Origin of the sequence: Myxococcus hansupus (assembly GCF_000280925.3) — a bacterium.
In the GTDB taxonomy this organism is placed as follows: domain Bacteria; phylum Myxococcota; class Myxococcia; order Myxococcales; family Myxococcaceae; genus Myxococcus; species Myxococcus hansupus.
On record NZ_CP012109.1, the window covers coordinates 923,381 to 942,240 of the forward strand.

18 protein-coding genes are annotated in these 18,860 nt (G+C 68.1%); 1 reads left to right on the top strand and 17 read right to left on the bottom strand.

Annotated features, from left to right (window positions below; all coding sequences use genetic code 11):
* Window positions 1-685: 685 nt before the first annotated feature.
* The 4 genes from A176_RS03880 to A176_RS03895 all read right to left on the bottom strand — a co-directional run bounded on the left by A176_RS03880 (window position 686) and on the right by A176_RS03895 (window position 3,893).
* The gene (locus A176_RS03880; protein WP_002633394.1) at window positions 686-1,036 is read right to left on the bottom strand and encodes a YkgJ family cysteine cluster protein; all 351 of its coding nucleotides are present in this window, start codon (window positions 1,034-1,036) and stop codon (window positions 686-688) included.
* Window positions 1,033-2,166: a hypothetical protein gene (locus A176_RS03885; protein ID WP_002633393.1), complete on the bottom strand. Its 1,134-nt coding sequence runs from the start codon at window positions 2,164-2,166 to the stop codon at window positions 1,033-1,035. The genes A176_RS03880 and A176_RS03885 overlap by 4 nt, the downstream gene beginning before the upstream one ends.
* A 23-nt stretch (window positions 2,167-2,189) precedes the next feature.
* Window positions 2,190-3,146 carry a GNAT family N-acetyltransferase gene (locus A176_RS03890; RefSeq protein WP_002633392.1) on the bottom strand — a complete coding sequence of 319 codons (957 nt, stop codon included), beginning with the start codon at window positions 3,144-3,146 and terminating at the stop codon, window positions 2,190-2,192.
* Between the two features lie 75 nt (window positions 3,147-3,221).
* Complete coding sequence (locus A176_RS03895) at window positions 3,222-3,893, bottom strand: hypothetical protein (protein ID WP_002633391.1); 672 nt, start codon at window positions 3,891-3,893, stop codon at window positions 3,222-3,224.
* Between the two features lie 245 nt (window positions 3,894-4,138).
* On the opposite strand from A176_RS03895, the gene A176_RS03900 reads away from it, so the two are divergent.
* Entirely contained in the window at window positions 4,139-5,137 is a 999-nt protein-coding gene (locus A176_RS03900) for a DUF481 domain-containing protein (protein WP_021781122.1), read from the top strand.
* An 85-nt stretch (window positions 5,138-5,222) separates the two neighbouring features.
* Here A176_RS03900 and A176_RS03905 read toward each other — a convergent pair whose 3' ends face one another.
* The 13 genes from A176_RS03905 to A176_RS03965 form a co-directional block, all read right to left on the bottom strand.
* A complete protein-coding gene (locus tag A176_RS03905; RefSeq protein ID WP_002635925.1) occupies window positions 5,223-5,678 on the bottom strand; it encodes a cytochrome C oxidase subunit IV family protein in 456 nt (151 codons plus the stop codon).
* A 14-nt stretch (window positions 5,679-5,692) separates the two neighbouring features.
* Entirely contained in the window at window positions 5,693-6,358 is a 666-nt protein-coding gene (locus A176_RS03910) for a cytochrome c oxidase subunit 3 family protein (RefSeq protein WP_002635924.1), read from the bottom strand.
* Complete coding sequence (locus A176_RS03915; protein ID WP_002635923.1) at window positions 6,348-8,018, bottom strand: cytochrome c oxidase subunit I; 1,671 nt, start codon at window positions 8,016-8,018, stop codon at window positions 6,348-6,350. Before A176_RS03915 ends, A176_RS03910 begins: the two co-directional genes overlap by 11 nt.
* On the bottom strand, window positions 8,002-9,048 hold the full coding sequence (gene coxB / locus A176_RS03920) for a cytochrome c oxidase subunit II (protein WP_002635922.1): 1,047 nt from the start codon (window positions 9,046-9,048) through the stop codon (window positions 8,002-8,004). The genes A176_RS03915 and coxB overlap by 17 nt, the downstream gene beginning before the upstream one ends.
* Window positions 9,045-9,926, bottom strand: a complete 882-nt coding sequence (locus A176_RS03925; protein WP_002635921.1) for an SCO family protein — start codon at window positions 9,924-9,926, stop codon at window positions 9,045-9,047. The genes coxB and A176_RS03925 overlap by 4 nt, the downstream gene beginning before the upstream one ends.
* Before the next feature lie 36 nt (window positions 9,927-9,962).
* Window positions 9,963-10,430, bottom strand: coding sequence for a hypothetical protein (locus A176_RS03930; protein ID WP_002635920.1), 468 nt, complete (start codon window positions 10,428-10,430; stop codon window positions 9,963-9,965).
* On the bottom strand, window positions 10,427-11,674 hold the full coding sequence (locus tag A176_RS03935) for a hypothetical protein (protein ID WP_002635919.1): 1,248 nt from the start codon (window positions 11,672-11,674) through the stop codon (window positions 10,427-10,429). Before A176_RS03935 ends, A176_RS03930 begins: the two co-directional genes overlap by 4 nt.
* Window positions 11,671-12,264: a c-type cytochrome gene (locus A176_RS03940; RefSeq protein ID WP_002635918.1), complete on the bottom strand. Its 594-nt coding sequence runs from the start codon at window positions 12,262-12,264 to the stop codon at window positions 11,671-11,673. Before A176_RS03940 ends, A176_RS03935 begins: the two co-directional genes overlap by 4 nt.
* Window positions 12,261-12,806: a DUF3341 domain-containing protein gene (locus A176_RS03945; protein ID WP_002635917.1), complete on the bottom strand. Its 546-nt coding sequence runs from the start codon at window positions 12,804-12,806 to the stop codon at window positions 12,261-12,263. Before A176_RS03945 ends, A176_RS03940 begins: the two co-directional genes overlap by 4 nt.
* A 4-nt stretch (window positions 12,807-12,810) precedes the next feature.
* On the bottom strand, window positions 12,811-14,226 hold the full coding sequence (nrfD, locus tag A176_RS03950) for an NrfD/PsrC family molybdoenzyme membrane anchor subunit (protein ID WP_002635916.1): 1,416 nt from the start codon (window positions 14,224-14,226) through the stop codon (window positions 12,811-12,813).
* Between the two features lie 3 nt (window positions 14,227-14,229).
* Entirely contained in the window at window positions 14,230-17,424 is a 3,195-nt protein-coding gene (locus A176_RS03955; protein ID WP_044889716.1) for a TAT-variant-translocated molybdopterin oxidoreductase, read from the bottom strand.
* Window positions 17,421-18,083, bottom strand: coding sequence for a cytochrome c3 family protein (locus A176_RS03960; protein WP_044889715.1), 663 nt, complete (start codon window positions 18,081-18,083; stop codon window positions 17,421-17,423). Before A176_RS03960 ends, A176_RS03955 begins: the two co-directional genes overlap by 4 nt.
* Before the next feature lie 401 nt (window positions 18,084-18,484).
* Entirely contained in the window at window positions 18,485-18,859 is a 375-nt protein-coding gene (locus A176_RS03965) for an HNH endonuclease (protein WP_002635913.1), read from the bottom strand.
* Window position 18,860: the final 1 nt, after the last annotated feature.

The window sequence follows — 18,860 nt, forward strand, 5'->3', positions numbered from 1 at the left end:
CACGCGGCGCGTGCTCGCCTCTGTCAGGCACCCGCCGTGGCCATGCTGGAGCCGCTGACATGTCTGTGTTCGTGCGGACGCCCGCGAGTGCGCGGGCCCCGCGCCGACTCCCCTGGGGGCGGCGCAGGACCTCGCTGTTCGGAAATGTCGGGGGTTTTGTGTCGACAAATGTCCCGACATTTCCGAACAGCGAGCGCTCGACCGCATCTCCACCGCCTCCTGCCGGCGCATGACGTCATGACCTGAAGAGGAGGATTCGCGAGTGGCGTGTCACGCCGTTCCGGACCTCCGGCCGGGAGTGGCGTCCCAACCGCCCAGGAATGCGAGGCACCCGCCCGGAGCATGGGCGTCAGCGCCTGGCAGAAACCGCGGCAGGCGATGTCCGCAATCCTGAGGACTGCCGCGGCAGGCCACATCACCACGACAGGCGGCGAGACCTGCCACGCGGGTTCGGTCCGCAGAAAGAAGGACAGGTCGCCAGGGCCCCTGAACCTCGTGAGCGGTAGCCTCGGTGGCGACACGCACGGGCGCGCCTATCCGTCGCCGCGCCCGCCTGACTTGGGCAGCGCCGCCAACCGTCGCGCCTATCCGTCGCCGCGCCCGCCTGACTTGGGCAGCGCCGCCAACCGTCGCGCCTATCCGTCGCGCGCTCGCCTGACTCGGGCAGCGCCGCCAACCGTCGCGCCTATCCGTCGCCGCGCCCGCCTGACTTGGGCAGCGCCGCCAACCGTCGCGCCATGCGCATGGAGGCACAGCCCTCTTCACGCAGCACCCGCGCCTCCTCCTGGAGTCCGAAGAGGCCCAGGTACTTCTCCACGCGCTCCTCCAGGGTGGGGGCCTCGATGAGGGTGCAGACCTCATCCGGCTGGTAGTCGCGGCAGATGGCCGGACGCTGCTCGTACACGGCGCAGAGGTTGTCCTCCAGGAGGTGCGGGCAGCGCATGCCCAACGGCTTGTCGAGCGCGGCGATGTCGGGCGCCACGCAACAGGCGCCGCAGCAGGTGCACTCCACCTTCTTGGCCGGCGTGCCACTCACCGGGGGAGGACCTTCTCGACCTGTCCCAGGTTCGTCACCGTGAGACTCGCGCTCTGTCCCTTCTTCCATCCGAGGAACTCCCGTTCGCCCTTGGGCTCCAGCACATGCTCCTGAACGCCGTCATTCTCGTAGCGCAGGCGCACGGTGTAGGCCTCCTCGCGGCGCAGCCGGTCCGCGTTGCCCACGGCCAGGTCGGGCCAGCGGGGCGCGTCGTCCGCGCCGGACGCCTCGCGCCGGTCCACGGACTTCCATTCGTAGGTGTCGTACGTGCACTGCCGCGCGTAGACGGGCTCCTGTCGGTAGCGCGTCTCGTTCTGGCAATCCTCGTACGACTCGCGGCAGTACTTCGTCACGTCCTCGCACGTCTCTTCCACGAAGCCGTTGCCCCGGTCCTTGCGGCGGCACTTCTCCTCCGTGCCGCAGGCCACCTTGCGCGTCTTCGTCCGGCACACGCGCTCGGTGCCGTCGGCGACGCGGCGCGTGCCCCGCTGGCGCGACACGCAGTCGCGGATGTGAGCCACACCGGCCAGCTCTCCCGTTCCGTTGACGGGCATGCGAGGCGCCACGGCGCGCAGCTCGTCCTGCCAGCCCGTCTTCGACACCGGCGTGAAGCGCTCTTGCACCACGGCGCGCTTCCAGGCCGTGCCGACGACTTCGCCGGCGTACTCGTGCGTCCTCCCCGCCCACACGCCGAAGACGCTGGAGCCGAAGCAGCAGAGGAACACCGCGCCCAGCGCGAGCCACAGCATCGGCCTCTTCCGGGCGGGAGGCGGCGGTGGGGGCGGCGGCTCCGAGAACGCCTGCCGGGGCGCCACCTTCGCGTCGTCGGTGCGCTCCGCGCCGCAGTGCTTGCAGCGCGCCTGGTCACCCCGGGTGGCCGCGCCGCAGAACGCGCAGAACCAGTCTTCGCCCGCGTTGGCCAGCTCCAGCGCCGACGCATCCGTGACGCCCTCGCGCCGGGACTTGCCGGTGGCGGCGTCCACCTCTCCGAAGTCGAAGTCCGACTCCTGGCCCGTCAGCTCGCGCGGGTTGTTGCACCGGGGGCAGCGCTTGTGCCGGGCGGCAATCGCCTTCGTGTCACACGAAGTGCAGTTCCACGTGCCCTCGATGATGCGCGTTCGCTTCGCCATGATGTTTCATCCTAGCTGCCCTTTCACGCCCACAGCGCGCGAGGGAAGGGGACATCCGAGGCGGCGGGGAGCCCTTCGCGAAGCGGGCGCAGCATGGGCAGGGAGCCGTCGCGGGCCTCGCGGCTCGCCTCGGGCAGCCGGGCCACCCACGGCATGGTGTCGGGCTCCTCCCACAACACCACCTTCGACAGGCCGGCCTTGTGGGCCTGGGCCCGGGCGGCCTCCAACAGCGCGGCGGCGTCTTCCTCGGAGCGCGCGTCCAGCATCAGCACCACCAGCTCGCCGTGCCGGGCCATCATGGCCCACATGGCCGTGGACGCGCCCACCACCGCGCCGCAGGCCCGGGGCCGTGGACGGCGCAGCAGCTCTGCGTAGATGCGCTCCCGCTCCAGATGCCAGTCCACCTGCTCGGCGCCGGGCCACATGAAGAAGGGGACCTCGGGCCGCCGCATGCGCGCGAGCGCGGCCGGCACGTCCTTGTCCTCGAGCAGCGAGTCCACCTTGTGCAGCACCGGCCCCCCGAGCACGGGCAGGTGCCAGTCCCAGGCGGGGACCTCCCGGTAGCCCGAGCGGCCATAGATGCGCGGGCCCACGTCGGAGTAGAGCACCGCCGCCTGGGCCCGAGGCTCGGTGCGCTCCAGTTCGGAGGCCACCAGGTCCATCAACCGCGTGGCGTGGCCGTGGCCGCGCAGGGCCGTCTCGGTGAAGACGCTGGCGATGATGAAGCTGTCGCCGGGCGTGGACTGGCACTCCGAGTCCCGCAGGAAGCTGTGCGTGCGGAACGTCTCGCAGGAGGTGAGCACCTGGCCCGCGTCGTCACACAGGAGCCAGGTGCGCATGCCGTCCTGGCTCCACGCATGGGCGCGCAGCCGGAGCTCCCGCTGGAGGAACTGCTCCACGGTGAGGGGCGAGCCCCAGGCGGCGTAGGTGAGGTGGTCCCGTTCGGCCTTCTGCGCTTCGTTGGCAACGACCAGATGCATGGCGGCGGAGGGTATCCGCGCCCGCGTCGCCGCGCAGCAGCCGCGCGGTGGCGCCCGGCCGCCCTTCCTCCCCCCTCACAACTGGACGGTATAGGGGAAGCGGACGTGGAACTGCAGGTAGGCCTGTCCGACGTGGAAGATGCCGTCGCGCAGGCGCTCGGGCAGGCCCAGGCCCCCCAGCTCCTGCGGGACGTAGAAGGCGGACTCCCAGCCAAGGCTCACCAGGAAGCTCTTGGACACCTGCAGCTCCAGGTCCAGGCCCACCTCCGCTCCCGGCCGGACGAAGTGCGTGTTGGGCAAGGTGTTCGAGTGCAGGTACGCGTACGTCAGCAGCGCCCCCACGCCCAGGGACAGGCGCGCCGGTCCGGACGACAGCGGCACACCCAGCGACAGCGGCTTCCACGTCGCGCCGTACATGCCGGTGTCGCGCAGCTTGGGGGAGATGATGAGCGTGTCGGGGATGAGCAGGGACGGAGAGATGCGGACCTCGTCCAGGCTGGCCGCATACTTGCGGTAGCGCGGGGGCACCCGGCGCTGGTTCTTCTTCAGCCAGTCCTTGTCCAACACCGCCTGGACGGAGAGCTTCAGGCCCGTGTGGATGGGCTGGTCCTCGAAGACGGGGCCAAAGAAGGCGAAGGCGGCGGGGCCCACCCCCACGTCCACCGGCACGGTGAAGCGTTGGGCGGAGGCCAGCGCGGGCAGGAGCAGCGCGCTGAGCAGCAGGAGGGGCGCGGAGCGCAGGGGCATGGTTGTCCTCGACGACGTGCCCCGACTGAAGTTCGGCGCTGATTTTCTTGCAAGATGCGTCTGGAAAGCGGTGTGAACGGACCCACCCGGGGCCGCCACCGGCCCTCCGTCCAAAATCGACCAAGAAGGCATTGAAGCGCGGCACGCCTTTGAAGCAGGAAGGGGCTGCGTCGGCATCGGGGGGAACCACAGGCTTTCCGTACCCGGATATGCGATTTCGCCGGCGTCGCTGATTTGGAGACCCGATGCTTTCCGCCGCATTCCTGATTGCCACGTCCCTGCAGGCCCAGGCGCCTGCGCCTGCCCCTTCCACGCCCGCGGCCCCCGCCGCGGCCACCGCGCCCGCCGCACCGGAGGCCACGCCCCTCAGCATGGAGGAGCGCACCGCCCTCGCCGCGGAGCGCGCCGCCCTCGCCGCGGAGCGCGCCGCGGAGGCCAGCATCCGCGCCGCCGAGGCCGCCGAGCGCGCCGCCGCCGTTACCGCGCCGCCCCCGGCTCCCGCCGCCGCGCCCGCCACCGACAAGAAGAAGGGTGAGTGGGACGTCACGGTGGGCCTGGGCCTCATCTCGCTGACGGGTAACGCGTCCACCCTGACGGTGAGCGGCCTGGCCAGCGCCCAGCGCACGACGGACAACTGGATCTACGCCATCAAGTCCTTCGGCTCCTATGGCCGCAGCCGTCCGCCCCAGGTGGAGGGCCAGGAGACCGAGTCCCAGGTGGTGGCCCTCAACGCCGGCCTGGAGCTGCGCGGTGACCGCCGCTTCACCCAGGTCATCAGCGGCTACCTGCTGGCCGGCGCCGAGGCCGACCACGTGAAGAGCGTGGAGTCCCGGACCTACGGTGAAGGCGGTATGGGCGTGCTGTGGTGGGACGAGAAGAAGGAGAAGGGTCGCGAGTCCTACCTCCGCACCGACGCTGCCTTCCGCTACGCCAACGAAACGCGCTTCCAGTACTACCCCACGCGCATGGACCTGCCCGACGTGGACCTGGGCGGCCCCCGCTTCGGCGCGGTGTTCCGCTACGGCCTGGCGCAGAACGTCCTCTTCAAGGAGGACGTGGAGGTGCTGGTGAGCGTCATCGGCGACTCGCGCATGCTGTTCAACAGCCAGACGCAGCTCTCCGTGGGCCTCACCAAGCAGCTCTCGCTGGGCGCCAGCTTCCTCATCAAGCACGACAGCTCGCCGCCGCCGGGCAAGTTGCCCACCGATACGGCGCTGGCGCTGAACTTCGAAGTGATGCTGTAGCCCGCAAAAGCAACGCGGCGCCGGGGAAAGCCCTCGGCGCCGCGCGGTGGAGTGGGGCGGTGTGGACCGCCCCGGCTTCCTGTGACTACTGACGGGGACTGCCGGACTGCTCGCCCGTCTTGCCTTCCTTGCGGAGCCCACCGCCGAAGCGGCCTTCCATGGCGTCCGCGCCGATGTCGATGGCCTGCATGTCGCTGACCGTCGAACCCGGGGGCGTGGCGCCGCGGTAGCGGGTGCCCAGGTCCACCAATGGGATGGCGAGCATCAACACCACGAAGAGGATGGAGACGGCGAACACGAGGCGGTTGGCGCCCCGGTGGTCAATCAGGTGCATGAAGTACAGCAGCACCAGCGTGCCCTTGGTGGTGGCGACGACGAGCGCCAGCACCAGACCCCACGTCGGGATGTGGATGCGCCCCGTGACGACGGTGACCGCGGTCAGCACCAGCAGGAGGACCCAGATGAGCCAGTAACGGCCCGCTCCGTGGTGCTCCTCGCGCATGTTCTGTTCTTCTTGCCGGGATTCGTTGGCAATGGCCATGGTCGAGGAACCCTTCAAACGAGGTACAGCATCGGGAAGAGGAAGATCCACACCAGGTCGACGAGGTGCCAGTACATGCTGCCCAGCTCGACCATGGTGTAGTTGTTCGGCCCGAAGTCCGCCTTCGTCAGCGCACGGACCATGGAGAAGGCCAGCACCACCATGCCGATGACGACGTGGAGGCCGTGCAGGGCCGTCGAGCAGAAGTAGACCGTGAAGTACATGGGCACGCCCGGAAGCTGGATGCCCTCGTACGAGTAGAAGCGGCCCGGCAGCGTGCCAATCTCGAACTTGTGGTGGTACTCGAAGTACTTGATGACGAGGAAGCCGACGGCCATCAGCAGGGTGAGGGCAATCTGCACCGCGACCATCTTGTTCTTCCCCTCCTTCGCGTAGTGCACCGCGAGCGCCGCGGTGAGCGAGGAGGTGATGAGCACCACCGTGTTCACGGTGCCCATCGTCAGGTCCAGGCTGCGGCTCGCCGCGGCCCACGCCTCCGGGAAGAGGAAGCGGTAGACGCCGTAGCAGATGAACAGGCCGGCGAAGAGCAGGATTTCCGTGGCCAGGAACAGCCACATGCCCAGGCGCGCGGCGTGGTTCTGCACCTCGAGCGAGGCGAAGTGGCCGGCGAGCCGGGGGACGGGCAGCGCCCCCTCGGCGGCGTGAGAGCTAGACTGCATCGGGCACCTCGGCCTTCTTGGGATCCACGTAGAAGTGGGGCTCTTCCGGGAACACCGGCTGCGGCCCCACGAAGTTGTGGGTCGGCGGCGGGGACTCGGAGACCCACTCGTAGCCCTTGCTGCGCCACGGGTTCTTCCCGGAGGCCTTGCCGTACACCAGGGCGTACGTCAGGTACATGGCGATGATGATGAACCCGAACGCCAGCAGGGACGCGCCCGCCGTCGAGGCCACGTTCAGCGCCTGGAAGCGCTCCGGGTACTCGTAGTAGCGGCGCGGCATGCCGTTGTTGCCCAGCAGGAACTGGGGGATGAACGTGGCGTTGAAGCCCAGGATGATGAGGGCCGCGGACACCAGACCCCAACCCTCGTGGTACGTGCGCCCGAACATCTTCGGGAACCAGTAGTGGAGGGCGGCCAGGAAGGCCATGATGGTCGCGCCCACCATGATGAAGTGGAAGTGCGCCACCACGAAGTAGGTGTCGTGCCAGGCGACGTCCAGCGACACCGTGCCCAGCGCGATGCCCGTCATGCCACCGAACACGGTGAAGAACAGGAAGCCGCAGAAGTAGGCGAAGGGCGTCCGGAAGTCGACCGCGCCCTTGTAGACGGTGCCCACCCAGTTGAAGACCTTGATGGCGGTGAACACACCCACCAGCATGGTCAGCACGCCGAACAGACCGCCCGTGAAGGTGGACTGGCCGGACACGAACATGTGGTGGCCCCAGGCGAAGAAGCCGACGAAGGCGATGCCGAGGCTGGAGTACGCCACCGCGCGGTAGCCGAAGATGTTCTTGCGGCTGTAGGTCGCGACGACCTCGCTCATCACGCCGAAGGCGGGGAGCACCATGATGTACACGGCCGGGTGGCTGTAGAACCAGAACAGGTGCTGGAAGAGCACCGGGTCACCGCCGCGGGCCGGGTCGAACATGCCGAACCCGAACAGGTTCTCCACCGTCACCAGGCACAGCAGCAGACCGATGACGGGCGTGGCCAGCACCTGGATGCAGCTCGTGGCGTAGATGGCCCACACGAACAGGGGCATCTTGAACCAGGTGATGCCCGGGGCGCGCATGGTGTGGCACGTCACGATGAAGTTGATGCCCGTGACGATGGAGCTGAACCCGATGATGAACGCGCCGAACAGCACCGGCGCCACCGTGGTCGTCGTGTGCGCGCTGTACGGGGTGTAGAACGTCCAGCCCGTGTCCAGGCCGCCGTTGAGCATGCCCCACAGCGCGATGAAGGCGCCGCCCAGGTAGATGTAGAGCGACAGCAGGTTCAGCCGGGGGAAGGCCACGTCCTTGGCGCCCAGCATCAGCGGCAGCAGGAAGTTGCCGAAGACGGCCGGGATGGCCGGAATCATGAACAGGAAGATCATGACCAGGCCATGGAGCGTGAACGTACGGTTGTACGTCATCGCGTCCATGATGGTCGGGCCCGGCGTCAAGAGCTCCACCCGGATGAGCAGCGCGAAGATGCCGCCCACGAGGAAGAACAGCAGGACCCAGAACAGGAACATGAGCCCGATGCGCTTGTGGTCAACGGTCAGCAGCCACGACTTGATGGTGGTGCCGTCGACCAGGTAGCTCGGGTGGTGGTCGTGATGCTCCTCGGGCGCGGGGGTGGCGCCCGGGGCTGCGATGCTACTGGATGGCGTCATAGGCGGGTCCCTCGGAGGCGCCCTCGCGGACGTTCGGAGTGCGAAGCGACTTGATGTACTCGACGATGGCGGCCGTCTCCGGGCCCTGCAGCTTGCCCTGGTAGGTCGGCATCACGTTCTGGTAGCCCGCCACCAGGTGGGCGCCCGGGTCCATCATCGACTGGGTGATATAGGCCTCGTCCACGCGGATGGTCTGCCCGTTGTCGAGCTTCTCCTCGCGGTCATACATGCCCAGGAAGGTCGGGCCAATGTGCTGCGAGCCGTCCACGGAGTGGCACTTGAGGCAACCCTGCGTCCCGGCCAGCACCTGGCCCTGCTCCACCATGCGCGCCACCGGCGGCACCAGGGAGTTGTCGGCCAGCGCGTCCTGACGGTCCTGCAGCCGGCCGCGGCGCTGCTCCTGAATCCAGTCCTCGTACTCCTCCTCGGGGAGCACGACGACCTCGGCCAGCATCTTCGAGTGCGACAGGCCGCAGTACTCGGTGCACAGCACCTGGTACGTGCCCGGCTTGGTCGCCTCGAACCAGATCTGCGTGTAGCGGCCCGGGAGCGCATCCATCTTGATGCGGAAGGCCGGCACGTAGAACGAGTGCAGCACGTCACGCGAGGTGATGAGCAGGCGCACCGGACGGTTGGCCGGCACGTGCAGCACGTTCACCCCGTTGGGGCCTTCCGGGTAGGCGAACTTCCACATCCACTGCTTGCCCATGACGTAGACGTCCATCGCGTCCTTGGGCGGCGTGGTGACCCACGTGAAGTCCCGGAAGCCGATACCGAACCAGGCCAGGAAGAACACGAGGGGAACGGAGACGAAGAGGAACTCCGTCTTCAGGGTGGGGACGACGTACTCCGTGGCCTGCGCGGGGAGTCGACGGCGGTAACGGAAGAAGAAGAACAGGGCCGCCAGACCAACCGCCGCAGACATCACCATCGTCGTACCGACGACGAAGTGATGCAGAAAGTCGATCCGCTCCGCGAACGTTGACGCGGCCTCCGGGAGGAACAGGATATTGTTGAGAAGCTCGCTCATGCCGCCGCGCCTTTCTTCAGCTCGCGCCTCCAGAAATAGATCAGCATCGTCGCCAGGGCGCAGAACACGGCAATGCCGCCCAGGCGGATGAACCCGAAGATGTAGAAGCCATACCGCCGACTGGCGGTGTCATACTTGAAGCAGGACAGGATGACCTGGTCGAAGCTGGTACCCACGCGGCCATTGGCCGCCTCCAGCAACGCCAGCTTCATGTCCGAGGGGGGAAAAGACGTCCCGTAGAGGTACCGGGAGATGCTGCCTTCCGGCGTGAGCACGTGCACCACGGCCGCGTGGGCGTACTGCTTCGTGCTCTCGTCGTACGTGTACTGGAAGCCCAGCGCGTCAGCGAGCTTGCGGATCTCCGCGTCGTCGCCGGTGAGGAAGTGCCACGGGGCCGTCTCCGGCTTGCCCATGGACTGCAGGTGACGCCGCCGCCGCTCCATGCTCTGCGCGGGGGTGTCCTCCGGGTCGATGCTGACGGTGATGGCCTCGTAGTCCTTACCGAGCTCCAGCCCCAGCTCCTTCATCGACTGCACCTGGGCGTTGAGCACCAGGTTACAGAGCATGGGGCAGTTGTAATAGACGAGCGTGAGCAGGGTGGGCTTCGCCTTGGGCATCACGTCGCCCAGGCGCACCTCGCGCCCGGAGGCGTCGAGGAAGCGCGTCTGCGTGGGCACCAGCTCACCCAGACGCTCCTGCACGTCCACGCCCTTCACCTGCGGCGGCAGGTCCTGCTGCGCCTCCAGGATGGCCCGGGGCGTCTTCCCGGCGCCCGGCATGGCGGATGCTGGCACCGCGACGGCCAGCACCAGCGCCATGGCGGCGAGGAAGCCCGCGTGGCAGGCACGCGGGAGGATGTAGGAAAGGGTGGACATCATTGCAGGGCGGCTCTTACGTCAGGGAAGCGGCGAAGGCTACTGCTGCGGTGCGGGAGGCGTCTGTCCGGGAGCGGTCTGCGGAGCAGGCGTGGGCGCCGGAGCAGGGGGCGGGTTGCGCTTCTGCTCGATGACCGTCTTCATCGCCGCGTCGATGCCGGGGTGCTTCTTCACGCCCGGCTGGTCTCCCCAGCCCGCGCGCAGCGCCTGGTCCTGGCCGCTGATCTTGTCCTCGGCGTGCCAGTCCTGCTCGAACAGGCGCTGGTTGACGATGCCAATCTCGTATTGGCCGATGGCCGCGGGGCGCGGAGGCGGGCCGTCCGGCTGGATCTCCGCCGTGGTCCGGACCTGGATCCACCAGGCCCAGACGATGCCCACCGCGAAGATGGCGAGCGAACCCACGCCGATACCCACCACCTTGCCCATGACAAGGTGGTCTTCCTCGGCCGCCACGCCGTGCGCGCCAACGATGACGCGCGACTCGAGCTCAACCTGGGTCTTCTTCATGGCTGCACGTACCTCAAGGACTCGGCGATGTAGGGGTCCTTCACCGTGAGCGTGTACTGGCCACGCGCCAGGAGGAGGGCCGTGCCCACCGCGATACCACCCACCCCGAAGAAGGCCGTGAGCAGCGACCAGTGGAACGTCGGGCCCGCGTCACCGGACAGCGCCGGCCAGACCAGCCAGTACAGGTCCACCGCGTGGATGACGAGCAGGTACACGGCGACCACGGCCAGCTTGCGGGGCTGCAGCTTCAGCTTCCGGGACAGCAGGACGCCGAAGGGCAGCACGAAGTGCAGGAAGAACAGGGCGATGGAGAGCGGCCGCCACGCGCCGAAGATGCGCAGGCCGTACCAGGGCGCCTCTTCCGGGATGTTCGCGATCCACACCAGCAGGAACTGGGAGAAGGCGATGTAGGCCCAGAACGCCGTGAAGGCGAGCATCAGCTTGCCGAGGTTGTGGAAGTGGTCCAGCTTCACGAGACTGCCGTAGAGGTCCTTGCCCTGAGCGTTCACCGTGACGATGGTCAGGATGCAGAAGGCCGCCAGGAAGCTTCCGGCGAAGTAATAGACGCCGAAGATGGTCGACTGCCAGAGCGGCGTGAGGCTCATCAGCCAGTCGAAAGAAGCGAAGGTGATGGTGAGGGCAAGGAAAGGCAGCACACCCGGAGAGAACTTGCGCTGCTTGATGGTGAAGTCGAGCCCGCCCTCGGTGTCCTGCTTCAGGCTCCACGTCCGCAGCCGCCAGGCCGCGAAGGACCACAGGCCGAAGTAGATGATGTGGCGGACGCCCACGCCCGGGGGGAAGGACAGGTGGTTGTTCAGGTACCCGTGCTGCTTGTGGCTCAGGTGCTCCAGCTCCAGGCTGGAGTAGCCCTGGGTCAGCGAGGAGCCTTCCCACCAGGGGTACAGGTACGCGGCCATGGCCAGCAGGGGCAGGGCCAGCACGAAGAAGACGGGAATCACCGCGGAGGCCGTCTCCATGGTCCGGCGCAGCACGATGAGCCACTTGGCCTTCGCCGTGTGGAAGATGGCCTGCATGATGAGGAAGGCGATGCTGATGCCCACCCAGTAGGTGAAGCCAATCAGGTACGCGTGCGCCGTCTCGCCCTTGGCGCTGGTGGCGAAGAAGCCACCCAGCGTGGCCAGGAGGCCCAGGATGCCCACGGCGAACGCGGGCACCATGAGCTTCGGCGTACCGGTGTAGCGCTCGAAGCTGGTGTGCGAGGTGGTGGTGACGGGGGGACTCATCGGTTCTCCTGCGGAACGGGCTGCTGGCCGTCCGTGCGGGTATTGCGGGCGGTCTGGAGCGCGCGGACGTAGGCGACCACGGCCCAGCGCTCGCGCAGGTCGAGCTCGCCAGAGAAGGACGGCATCACGCCGTAGCCCTCATTGATGGCCATGTAGAAGTGGCCGTCCGTCTTGCTCGCCAGGTCCAGCAGCGAGGGCGGCAGGCGCAGGCCCATGTTCTCCGCGACGACGCTGTTTCCGTCGCCCAGCACGCCGTGGCACTGCGAGCAGACGATGTTGTACTTCTTCTGACCCAGGGTCAGCAGGTTCTGGTCCACCGTGATGGGCACGTGGGCAATGGGCTGACCACCGCTGCGGCCGGTGAGGGCCACCTGGCGCTGCACGGCGTCCTTGAGCTCGGGGAGCTTGTCGAAGCGCTCACGAGGAACGGTGCCCTGGGGGGGCGTGCGCATGGCGCGGCCGTCCGCCCAGAAGTCGGACGCCTCGTAGTACTCGTACTTCGCCTGGTGCTCCATGCGCTGGAGGAACTCCGAGCTGACGTTGCAGCCCGTGAGCGCGGCGAGTCCGGCGGCGGGGATGAGCCACCTCATTCCTTCTCTCCCGTGACGAGGGTCACCTGGGTCGCGCCCAGGGCCTTGAGCTGATCCATGACCGGCGCCGCGTCCGAGCCCGTCGCCTGGGGAACGCTCAGCCAGAAGCCGTGCGTGGAGGCGGTGCGGAAGTCCTCGGACTCGAAGACGGGGTGGTACGGCTGGGGCAGGCGGCTGAGCCCCAGCAGACCGAAGAAGATGCCGAAGGCGGCGAACAGCACCCCCAGCTCGAACGTGATGGGCACCCAGGCGGGCAGCGACAGCAGGGGACGACCACCGATGTTGAGCGGGTAGTCGATGGTGTTCATCCAGGTCTGCATGGCCAGCGCGGTGGCCACGCCCGTCAGACCGCCGCACAGGGCGATGAAGGGCACGCGCGAGGGCGGCAGACCGAGGGCCTCCGAGCCGCCGTGAAGCGGGTACGGAGAGTAGGTGTCCATCCCCTCGAAGCCCTTCTCCCGCATCTGGCGGGTGGCATCCACGAGGGCGTCCGGCGTCGGGAACTCCGCCAGGACCCAGGAATCGAGAACGGTGGCTTCCATGACTCTAGTGCGCTCCGTGGGTGTCCGCGCCGTGGTGGGCGTGCGCGGCGTGCTTGAGCTCGAGCTGGAGTTCCTTCACTTCCATGACGGCGACGGCCGGCACGAACTTGAGGAACAGCAGGAACAGGGTGCCGAACAGGCCCAGGGTTCCGACGTAGATGGACCAGTCCACCCAGGTCGGCGTGTAGATGCCCCAGGACGAAGGCAGGAAGTCCTGGCTCAGCGAGGTGACGATGATGATGAAGCGCTCGCACCACATGCCGATGTTCACCGCGATGGAGGCCACCCACATGATGGGGATGCTCGTGCGGCACTTCTGGAACCAGAAGATGTTCGGGGTGATGACGTTGCAGGCAATCATCAGCCAGTACACGCCGGCGTAGGGGCCCGTGGCGCGGTTCACGTAGAACGTCCACAGCTCGTACTGGTTCTGGGAGTACCAGGCGACGAAGTGCTCCATCAGGTATCCGTAGGAGACGAGCAGGCCCGTCGCCAGGATGACCTTGTTCATGTTCTCCAGGTGGCGGTCCGTGATGACGTCCCGCAGACCCAGGTACTTGCGCGCCGGGATGATGAGGGTGATCACCATCGCGAAGCCGCTGAACACGGCGCCGGCCACGAAGTAGGGCGGGAAGATGGTGGCGTGCCAGCCGGGGAGCAGCGAGACGGCGAAGTCGAAGGAAACGATGGTGTGCACGGACACCACGAGCGGCGTGGAGAGGCCGGCCAGCAGCAGGTAGGCAATCTTGTAGTTGTGCCAGTGCCGACCGGAGCCGCGCCAACCCAGCGCGAACAGGCCGTAGATGGTGCGCTGCAGCTTCGTCTTGGACGCGTCACGCAGGGCCGCCAGGTCCGGGATGAGACCCACGAACCAGAAGAGCGCGGACACCGTGAGGTACGTCGAGATGGCGAACACGTCCCACACCAGCGGCGAGCGGAACTGCGGCCACGCGCCCAGGGTGCTGGGGTAGGGGAACAGCCAGAAGGCGAACCAGGGCCGGCCCGTGTGCAGCAGCGGGAACAGACCGGCGCACATGACGGCGAACAGCGTCATGGCTTCCGCGAACCGGTTGATGCTCGTGCGCCACTTCTGCTGGAAGAGCAGGAGGATGGCGGAGATGAGCGTACCGGCGTGGCCGATACCGACCCACCAGACGAAGTTGATGATGTCGAAGGCCCAGCCGACGGGCTGGTTGTTACCCCACACGCCGATACCGCGGGCCAGCGTGTAGGTGACGCCGATGACGAGCAGGCCCAGGGCGCTGAGCGACAGGCCGAAGAGCATGAACCAGCCCTTGCCCGGCTTGCGCCAGACATGGTCCAGCAGCGTCTCGGTCAGGGTGACGTCGTCATGGTGCGGCGCGACGAGGGGACGCGGCTCGAGCGGATCGAGCGCAGCGTTGGCAGCAGTTTCAGCCATGGCTTAGTGGCTCCCTTGGTTCGCCGCGGCGGGCGTGGCGGGCTCGAGGGCAGGGTTGGGATTTCGGACGCGGATGAGGTGCGCGGTGCGCGGGCGCGTGCCCAGCTCGTGGAGGAGCTTGTACGCGCGCTCGTCCTCGTGGAGCTGCGTGACGCGCTGCTGCGGGTCGTTGAGCGAGCCGAAGGTGATGGCCTGCGTGGGGCAGGTCTGCTGGCAGGCCGTCTGCAGCTCCTTCTCGTTGATGAGCCGCTTCTCGACGCGGGCGTCGATGCGCACGCGCTCGATGCGCTGCACGCAGTACGTGCACTTCTCCATCACGCCGCGGTTGCGGACGGTGACGTCCGGGTTCATCAGCATCTTCTCGGTGGCCGTCTTGTCCGCCGTGTAGTGCAGGTAGTTGAACCGGCGCACCTTGTACGGGCAGTTGTTCGAGCAGTACCGGGTGCCGACGCAGCGGTTGTACACCATGTCGTTGAGGCCCTCGTCCGAGTGCACGGTGGCGTTCACCGGGCAGACGTACTCGCAGGGGGCCTTCTCGCAGTGCACGCACATCACGGGCTGCATGACCATCCGGGGGTCGCTCTCGCTGCCCTCGAAGTAGCGGTCGATGCGCAGCCACTGCATCTCGCGGCTGACGGAGACCTGCTGCTTGCCCACGACGGGGATGTTGTTCTCCGCCTGGCAGGCCACCACGCACGCGCTGCAGCCGGTGCAGCGGGACAGGTCAATGGCCATGCCCCACTTGTAGCCCTGGGGGTTGTTGGGGCCCTTGCTGTAGTCGAAGGACGGCAGGTTGTCCTGGATGCCGAACTTCAGCTCGCCCTTGACGCGGTGGAGCGTGTGCTCCGTCGCGGTGGAGGGGTTCTTCAGCTCGGACAGCGGCATGTCCAGCGCCAGCGGGCGGTTCTCCATCCGCCAGTGCGTCTGGGTCAGGCTGAACTTGTAGCTGCCGCGCACCTTGGTGAGCGTGGCGCCGCCGTCGAACCAGGGGGCCTTCAGGCTGCGCACGGCGTTGCCGTTGAAGCCCACCGCCTTGGCGACCTGCTCGTGCAGGCCGTCACGGCCGTAGCCCAGCGACACCGTGATGGTGTCATCCGCGTGGCCGGGGGTGATCCAGACCGGCACGGTCTGCTTGCGGCCGCCGTAGTTCAGCTCGGCCAGGTCACCGGGCTCCAGGCTCAGGCGCTTGGCCGTCTCCGGGCTCAGCAGCGCGGCGTTGTCCCAGGTCATCTTGGTGATGGGGTCCGGGAGCTCCTGCAGCCAGGAGTTGTTGCCGAAGCGGCCGTCGAAGACCTTGTAGTCGTAGACGAAGTTCAGCTCGAGCTCGCCCGAGGCCGGGGGCGCGAAGGCCGTCACCAGCGAGGCGGCGGCGCCGAAGTCCGGCGCGGTCTGCACCGCGGCGGCCTGCGTGCCGGGGATGGCGCCGTCGGAGACCCAGCTCTCCCAGCGGGCCTCGAAGTCACCCTGGCCCTCCGCCTGACCCTGCCAGTAGTCGCGCAGCATCTGGTACGCGGGGCGGTAGGGCTCGTCGAGGAACATCGCCAGCAGCTCGGACTCCGGCACGCCGTTGTAGAGCGGCTGGATGAGCGGCTGGGCAATGGCCACGGTGCCGTCGAACGAGCGGCCGTCGCTCCACGTCTCCAGCGGGTGCGCGGCGGGGACGAACCAGTCCGCGTACTGGCTGGTCTCGTCCTCGAAGAGGCCCGTGTAGAGGACGGTGAGGTTGCCGCGGTTGGGGTTGGTCGCCGGGTCCAGCAGATCCTTCAGACCCGTGTCCGCCGGAACCGAGAACACCGGGTTCCAGCTCGTGATGACCAGCGTGTCCACGCGGCCGGCGGTGATGTCCTCCACCAGCGCGCGGACCTGGCTCAGGCCCTCCTGCTCGGCGATGGACGACTGCACGTACTTCACCGTGGTGCCGTTGTTGCCCAGCGCCGCGTTGATGGCGTGGGCCAGCGCGTGCACCGCGGCCGGCTGGCGCTCACCCGCGACGACCAGGGTGCGGCCCGGGCGCGCGGCGCGCAGGTCGGCGATGACGGCCTGGATCCAGGCGCTGTGGTCCGACTTCAGCGACGCCTTGTTGGCGGCGGCGCCGGCCAGCGAGGCGGCGGGGCCACCCACGCCCTGGGCCACGGCGGCGGCGACCGCGAGCACTTCCTGCGACTTCACGCGCAGGCGGTGGTCGGCCATGCCGCCGGTGATGGACATGCGGGCCTCAGCCACATACAGGCGGTTGAGGGGGCCGTTGTTCGGGTCGCGGCGGTTGCCGAACTGGCGCGAGTAGCCCAGGTTCTCCGGGCGGCTCTCCAGGAAGTCCGCGTCCAGCGACAGGACGATGTCCGCCTGGGCGAAGTCGTACACGGCGGAGACGGCCTGACCGCCGAAGAGGGCGCGGGTGGCCTCGGCCTGCGTGTCGTGCGTCTGCGCGGTGTAGTTGTGGAAGCGCGCGTTCGGCAGCTTCTTCAGGATGCGGTTGCGCAGGTCGCCCGTGAACGGCGAGTTGCCGGGCTCGGACAGGAAGCGCACGCGGCTGCCACCGTCACCGCCGGAGGCCTTGCTGGTGCGGTTCGCCAGGTCCTCGCGCAGCGCGCGGAGGGCGCGGGGGGCCTTGCCCTGACGCAGCACGCGGGCGCGGCTGGGGTCGTACAGGGACAGGAGGAACGCCTGCTCCCAGACGCCGGCGGCACCCTGGTTGACGGGGTGGTCCGGGTTGCCCTCGATCTTCACGGGGCGACCCTCGCGGGCGGTGATGAGCAGACCGGAGGTGTGACCGGCCAGCGTCATGCCGGACGCGTAGTGCAGCGGGTTGCCCGGGACGAGCTCCGGCGGCGTCTTGGTGTACGGCAGGATGCGCTCGTCCACCGGACGGGTGCTGCACGCCGTGGCGCCGGCCAGGGCCATGGAGGCGCCCAGCAACTGCATGAACTCGCGGCGCGCGAAGCCGGTGGGGGCCAGGTCCGCGCCCACGGGGAACTCGGGCCGGGTCTCTTCAAGGTACCCGGGCGTGCCGAGCTTCTCCTCCAGGCTGCGCCAGTACGTCTGGCCATAGCCGGGCTCGGAGGAGGAGGCCTGGGCGGCCGCGTGCTCGAGCGCCTCGCCGACGACGTCGGTCTTGGCGGTGGGCCGGTCCGTGACGACCGGGAGCGCGAAGGAGGAGGGGGTGTCCTGCGACGGGGCGCCGTCGCGCTTCGTGTTCATCGGTGGCATGTGGAGCAGCTCTCGCGCGAGTGGACGTCGTACGCTTCTGCCAACTGGCGACCCAGGTCAGCGGCCTTGGTCTTGTCTTCGGGCGGGGTCCAGGTCATCGAGGTGATGAACTCGGTCGGCCGCAGGTGGGGCTCCGGATTGCGGTGGCAATCCAGGCACCAGGCCATGGTGAGCGGCGCGACCTGCTCGACCGCGGCCATCTGATCGACGCGGCCGTGGCAGGTGGCGCAGCCGACGCCCTTGGCCACGTGGATGGAGTGGTTGAAGTAGACGAAGTCCGGGAGGTTGTGCACCCGGATCCACGGAATGGGCATGTCGGAGAAGAAGGCCTCGCGAACCTTGGTCAGGTACGGGCTCTTGTTCCAGACCTGCGCGTGGCAGGACATGCACACCGTGGTGGAGGGGATGCCCGCGGAGGGCGCCTCCTCGACGGACCAGTGACAGTACCGACAGTCGATCTGCTCATCACCCGCGTGGTGGCGGTGATCGAACTCGATCGGCTGTTCGACGGGTCGCTGCTGGCCAGTGACGTACGGCGAGCGCACATAGGCCATGAGGCCGCCGATGCCGATGGCCGGCACGGCAAGGAGCGCCGCGGCGGACAGCCGCGACACCGTGTTCGTCCAACGTGGGAAGAGAGGGCCGCTCATACCGGGACCATGGGCAAGGGGGCTTCTACAACAGCACCCGTGAAGGGAACGAAAGACGAGGCGTGGGCGTTACCGGGCGCGGGGAGCGGAGGGGCATTCCCGGCCCCACTGGGGCGGGTGGGCGGTGGCTCCTGGCGCACTGAAGGCGAAGCGGACACGTCCAACGAAACCTCTATTAGTAATGCCGTGGGCGGGGCCCTCCTCCTCTCCCTGCCCTAATGCGGCGCGGGACCATCGGGCATCGACACGGCAGTGTCAACCATTCAGATATGGCGGGAGGGGGATACCACTTCCTCGCGCGGGGGCGGAAAGTCGCGGTCGCGCGGTGATGAATCTCTCTTCTGGCGGGAGGTAGGGACGATTGAACGAAGCATGCGTCAGGGTGGATCAGCGCCCGTGATTCACGTCTCGTCGTCGTCCTCGTCGGCCTCGGGCGGCCGCCAGCGCTCACGGCGGCGGGCCAGAAGCCGCTCCACCAGCTCCCGGGCCCGTGCGTCCCGGTGGTAGCGGAGGTCATGCCGGGAGCCCTTGCCCTGATTGCACCGGGCGCACGCCAGGCCCAGGTTGGTCAGCGCCTCCGTTCCGCCGGCCGTCTTCGGGAGGATGTGCTCGATGGTGGCGCGGCTGATCGGCTCGCCATCCAGGCCGACCCATAAGTGCGCGTTGCAGTGCAAGCACTTGCCGAGCCACGCCTCGCGGTCCCGGTGGGTGGCTCGCTCGAAGGTATTATCTGTTTCGATGATACCCAGAATCTTTCGACGCTTGGCCTGACTCACC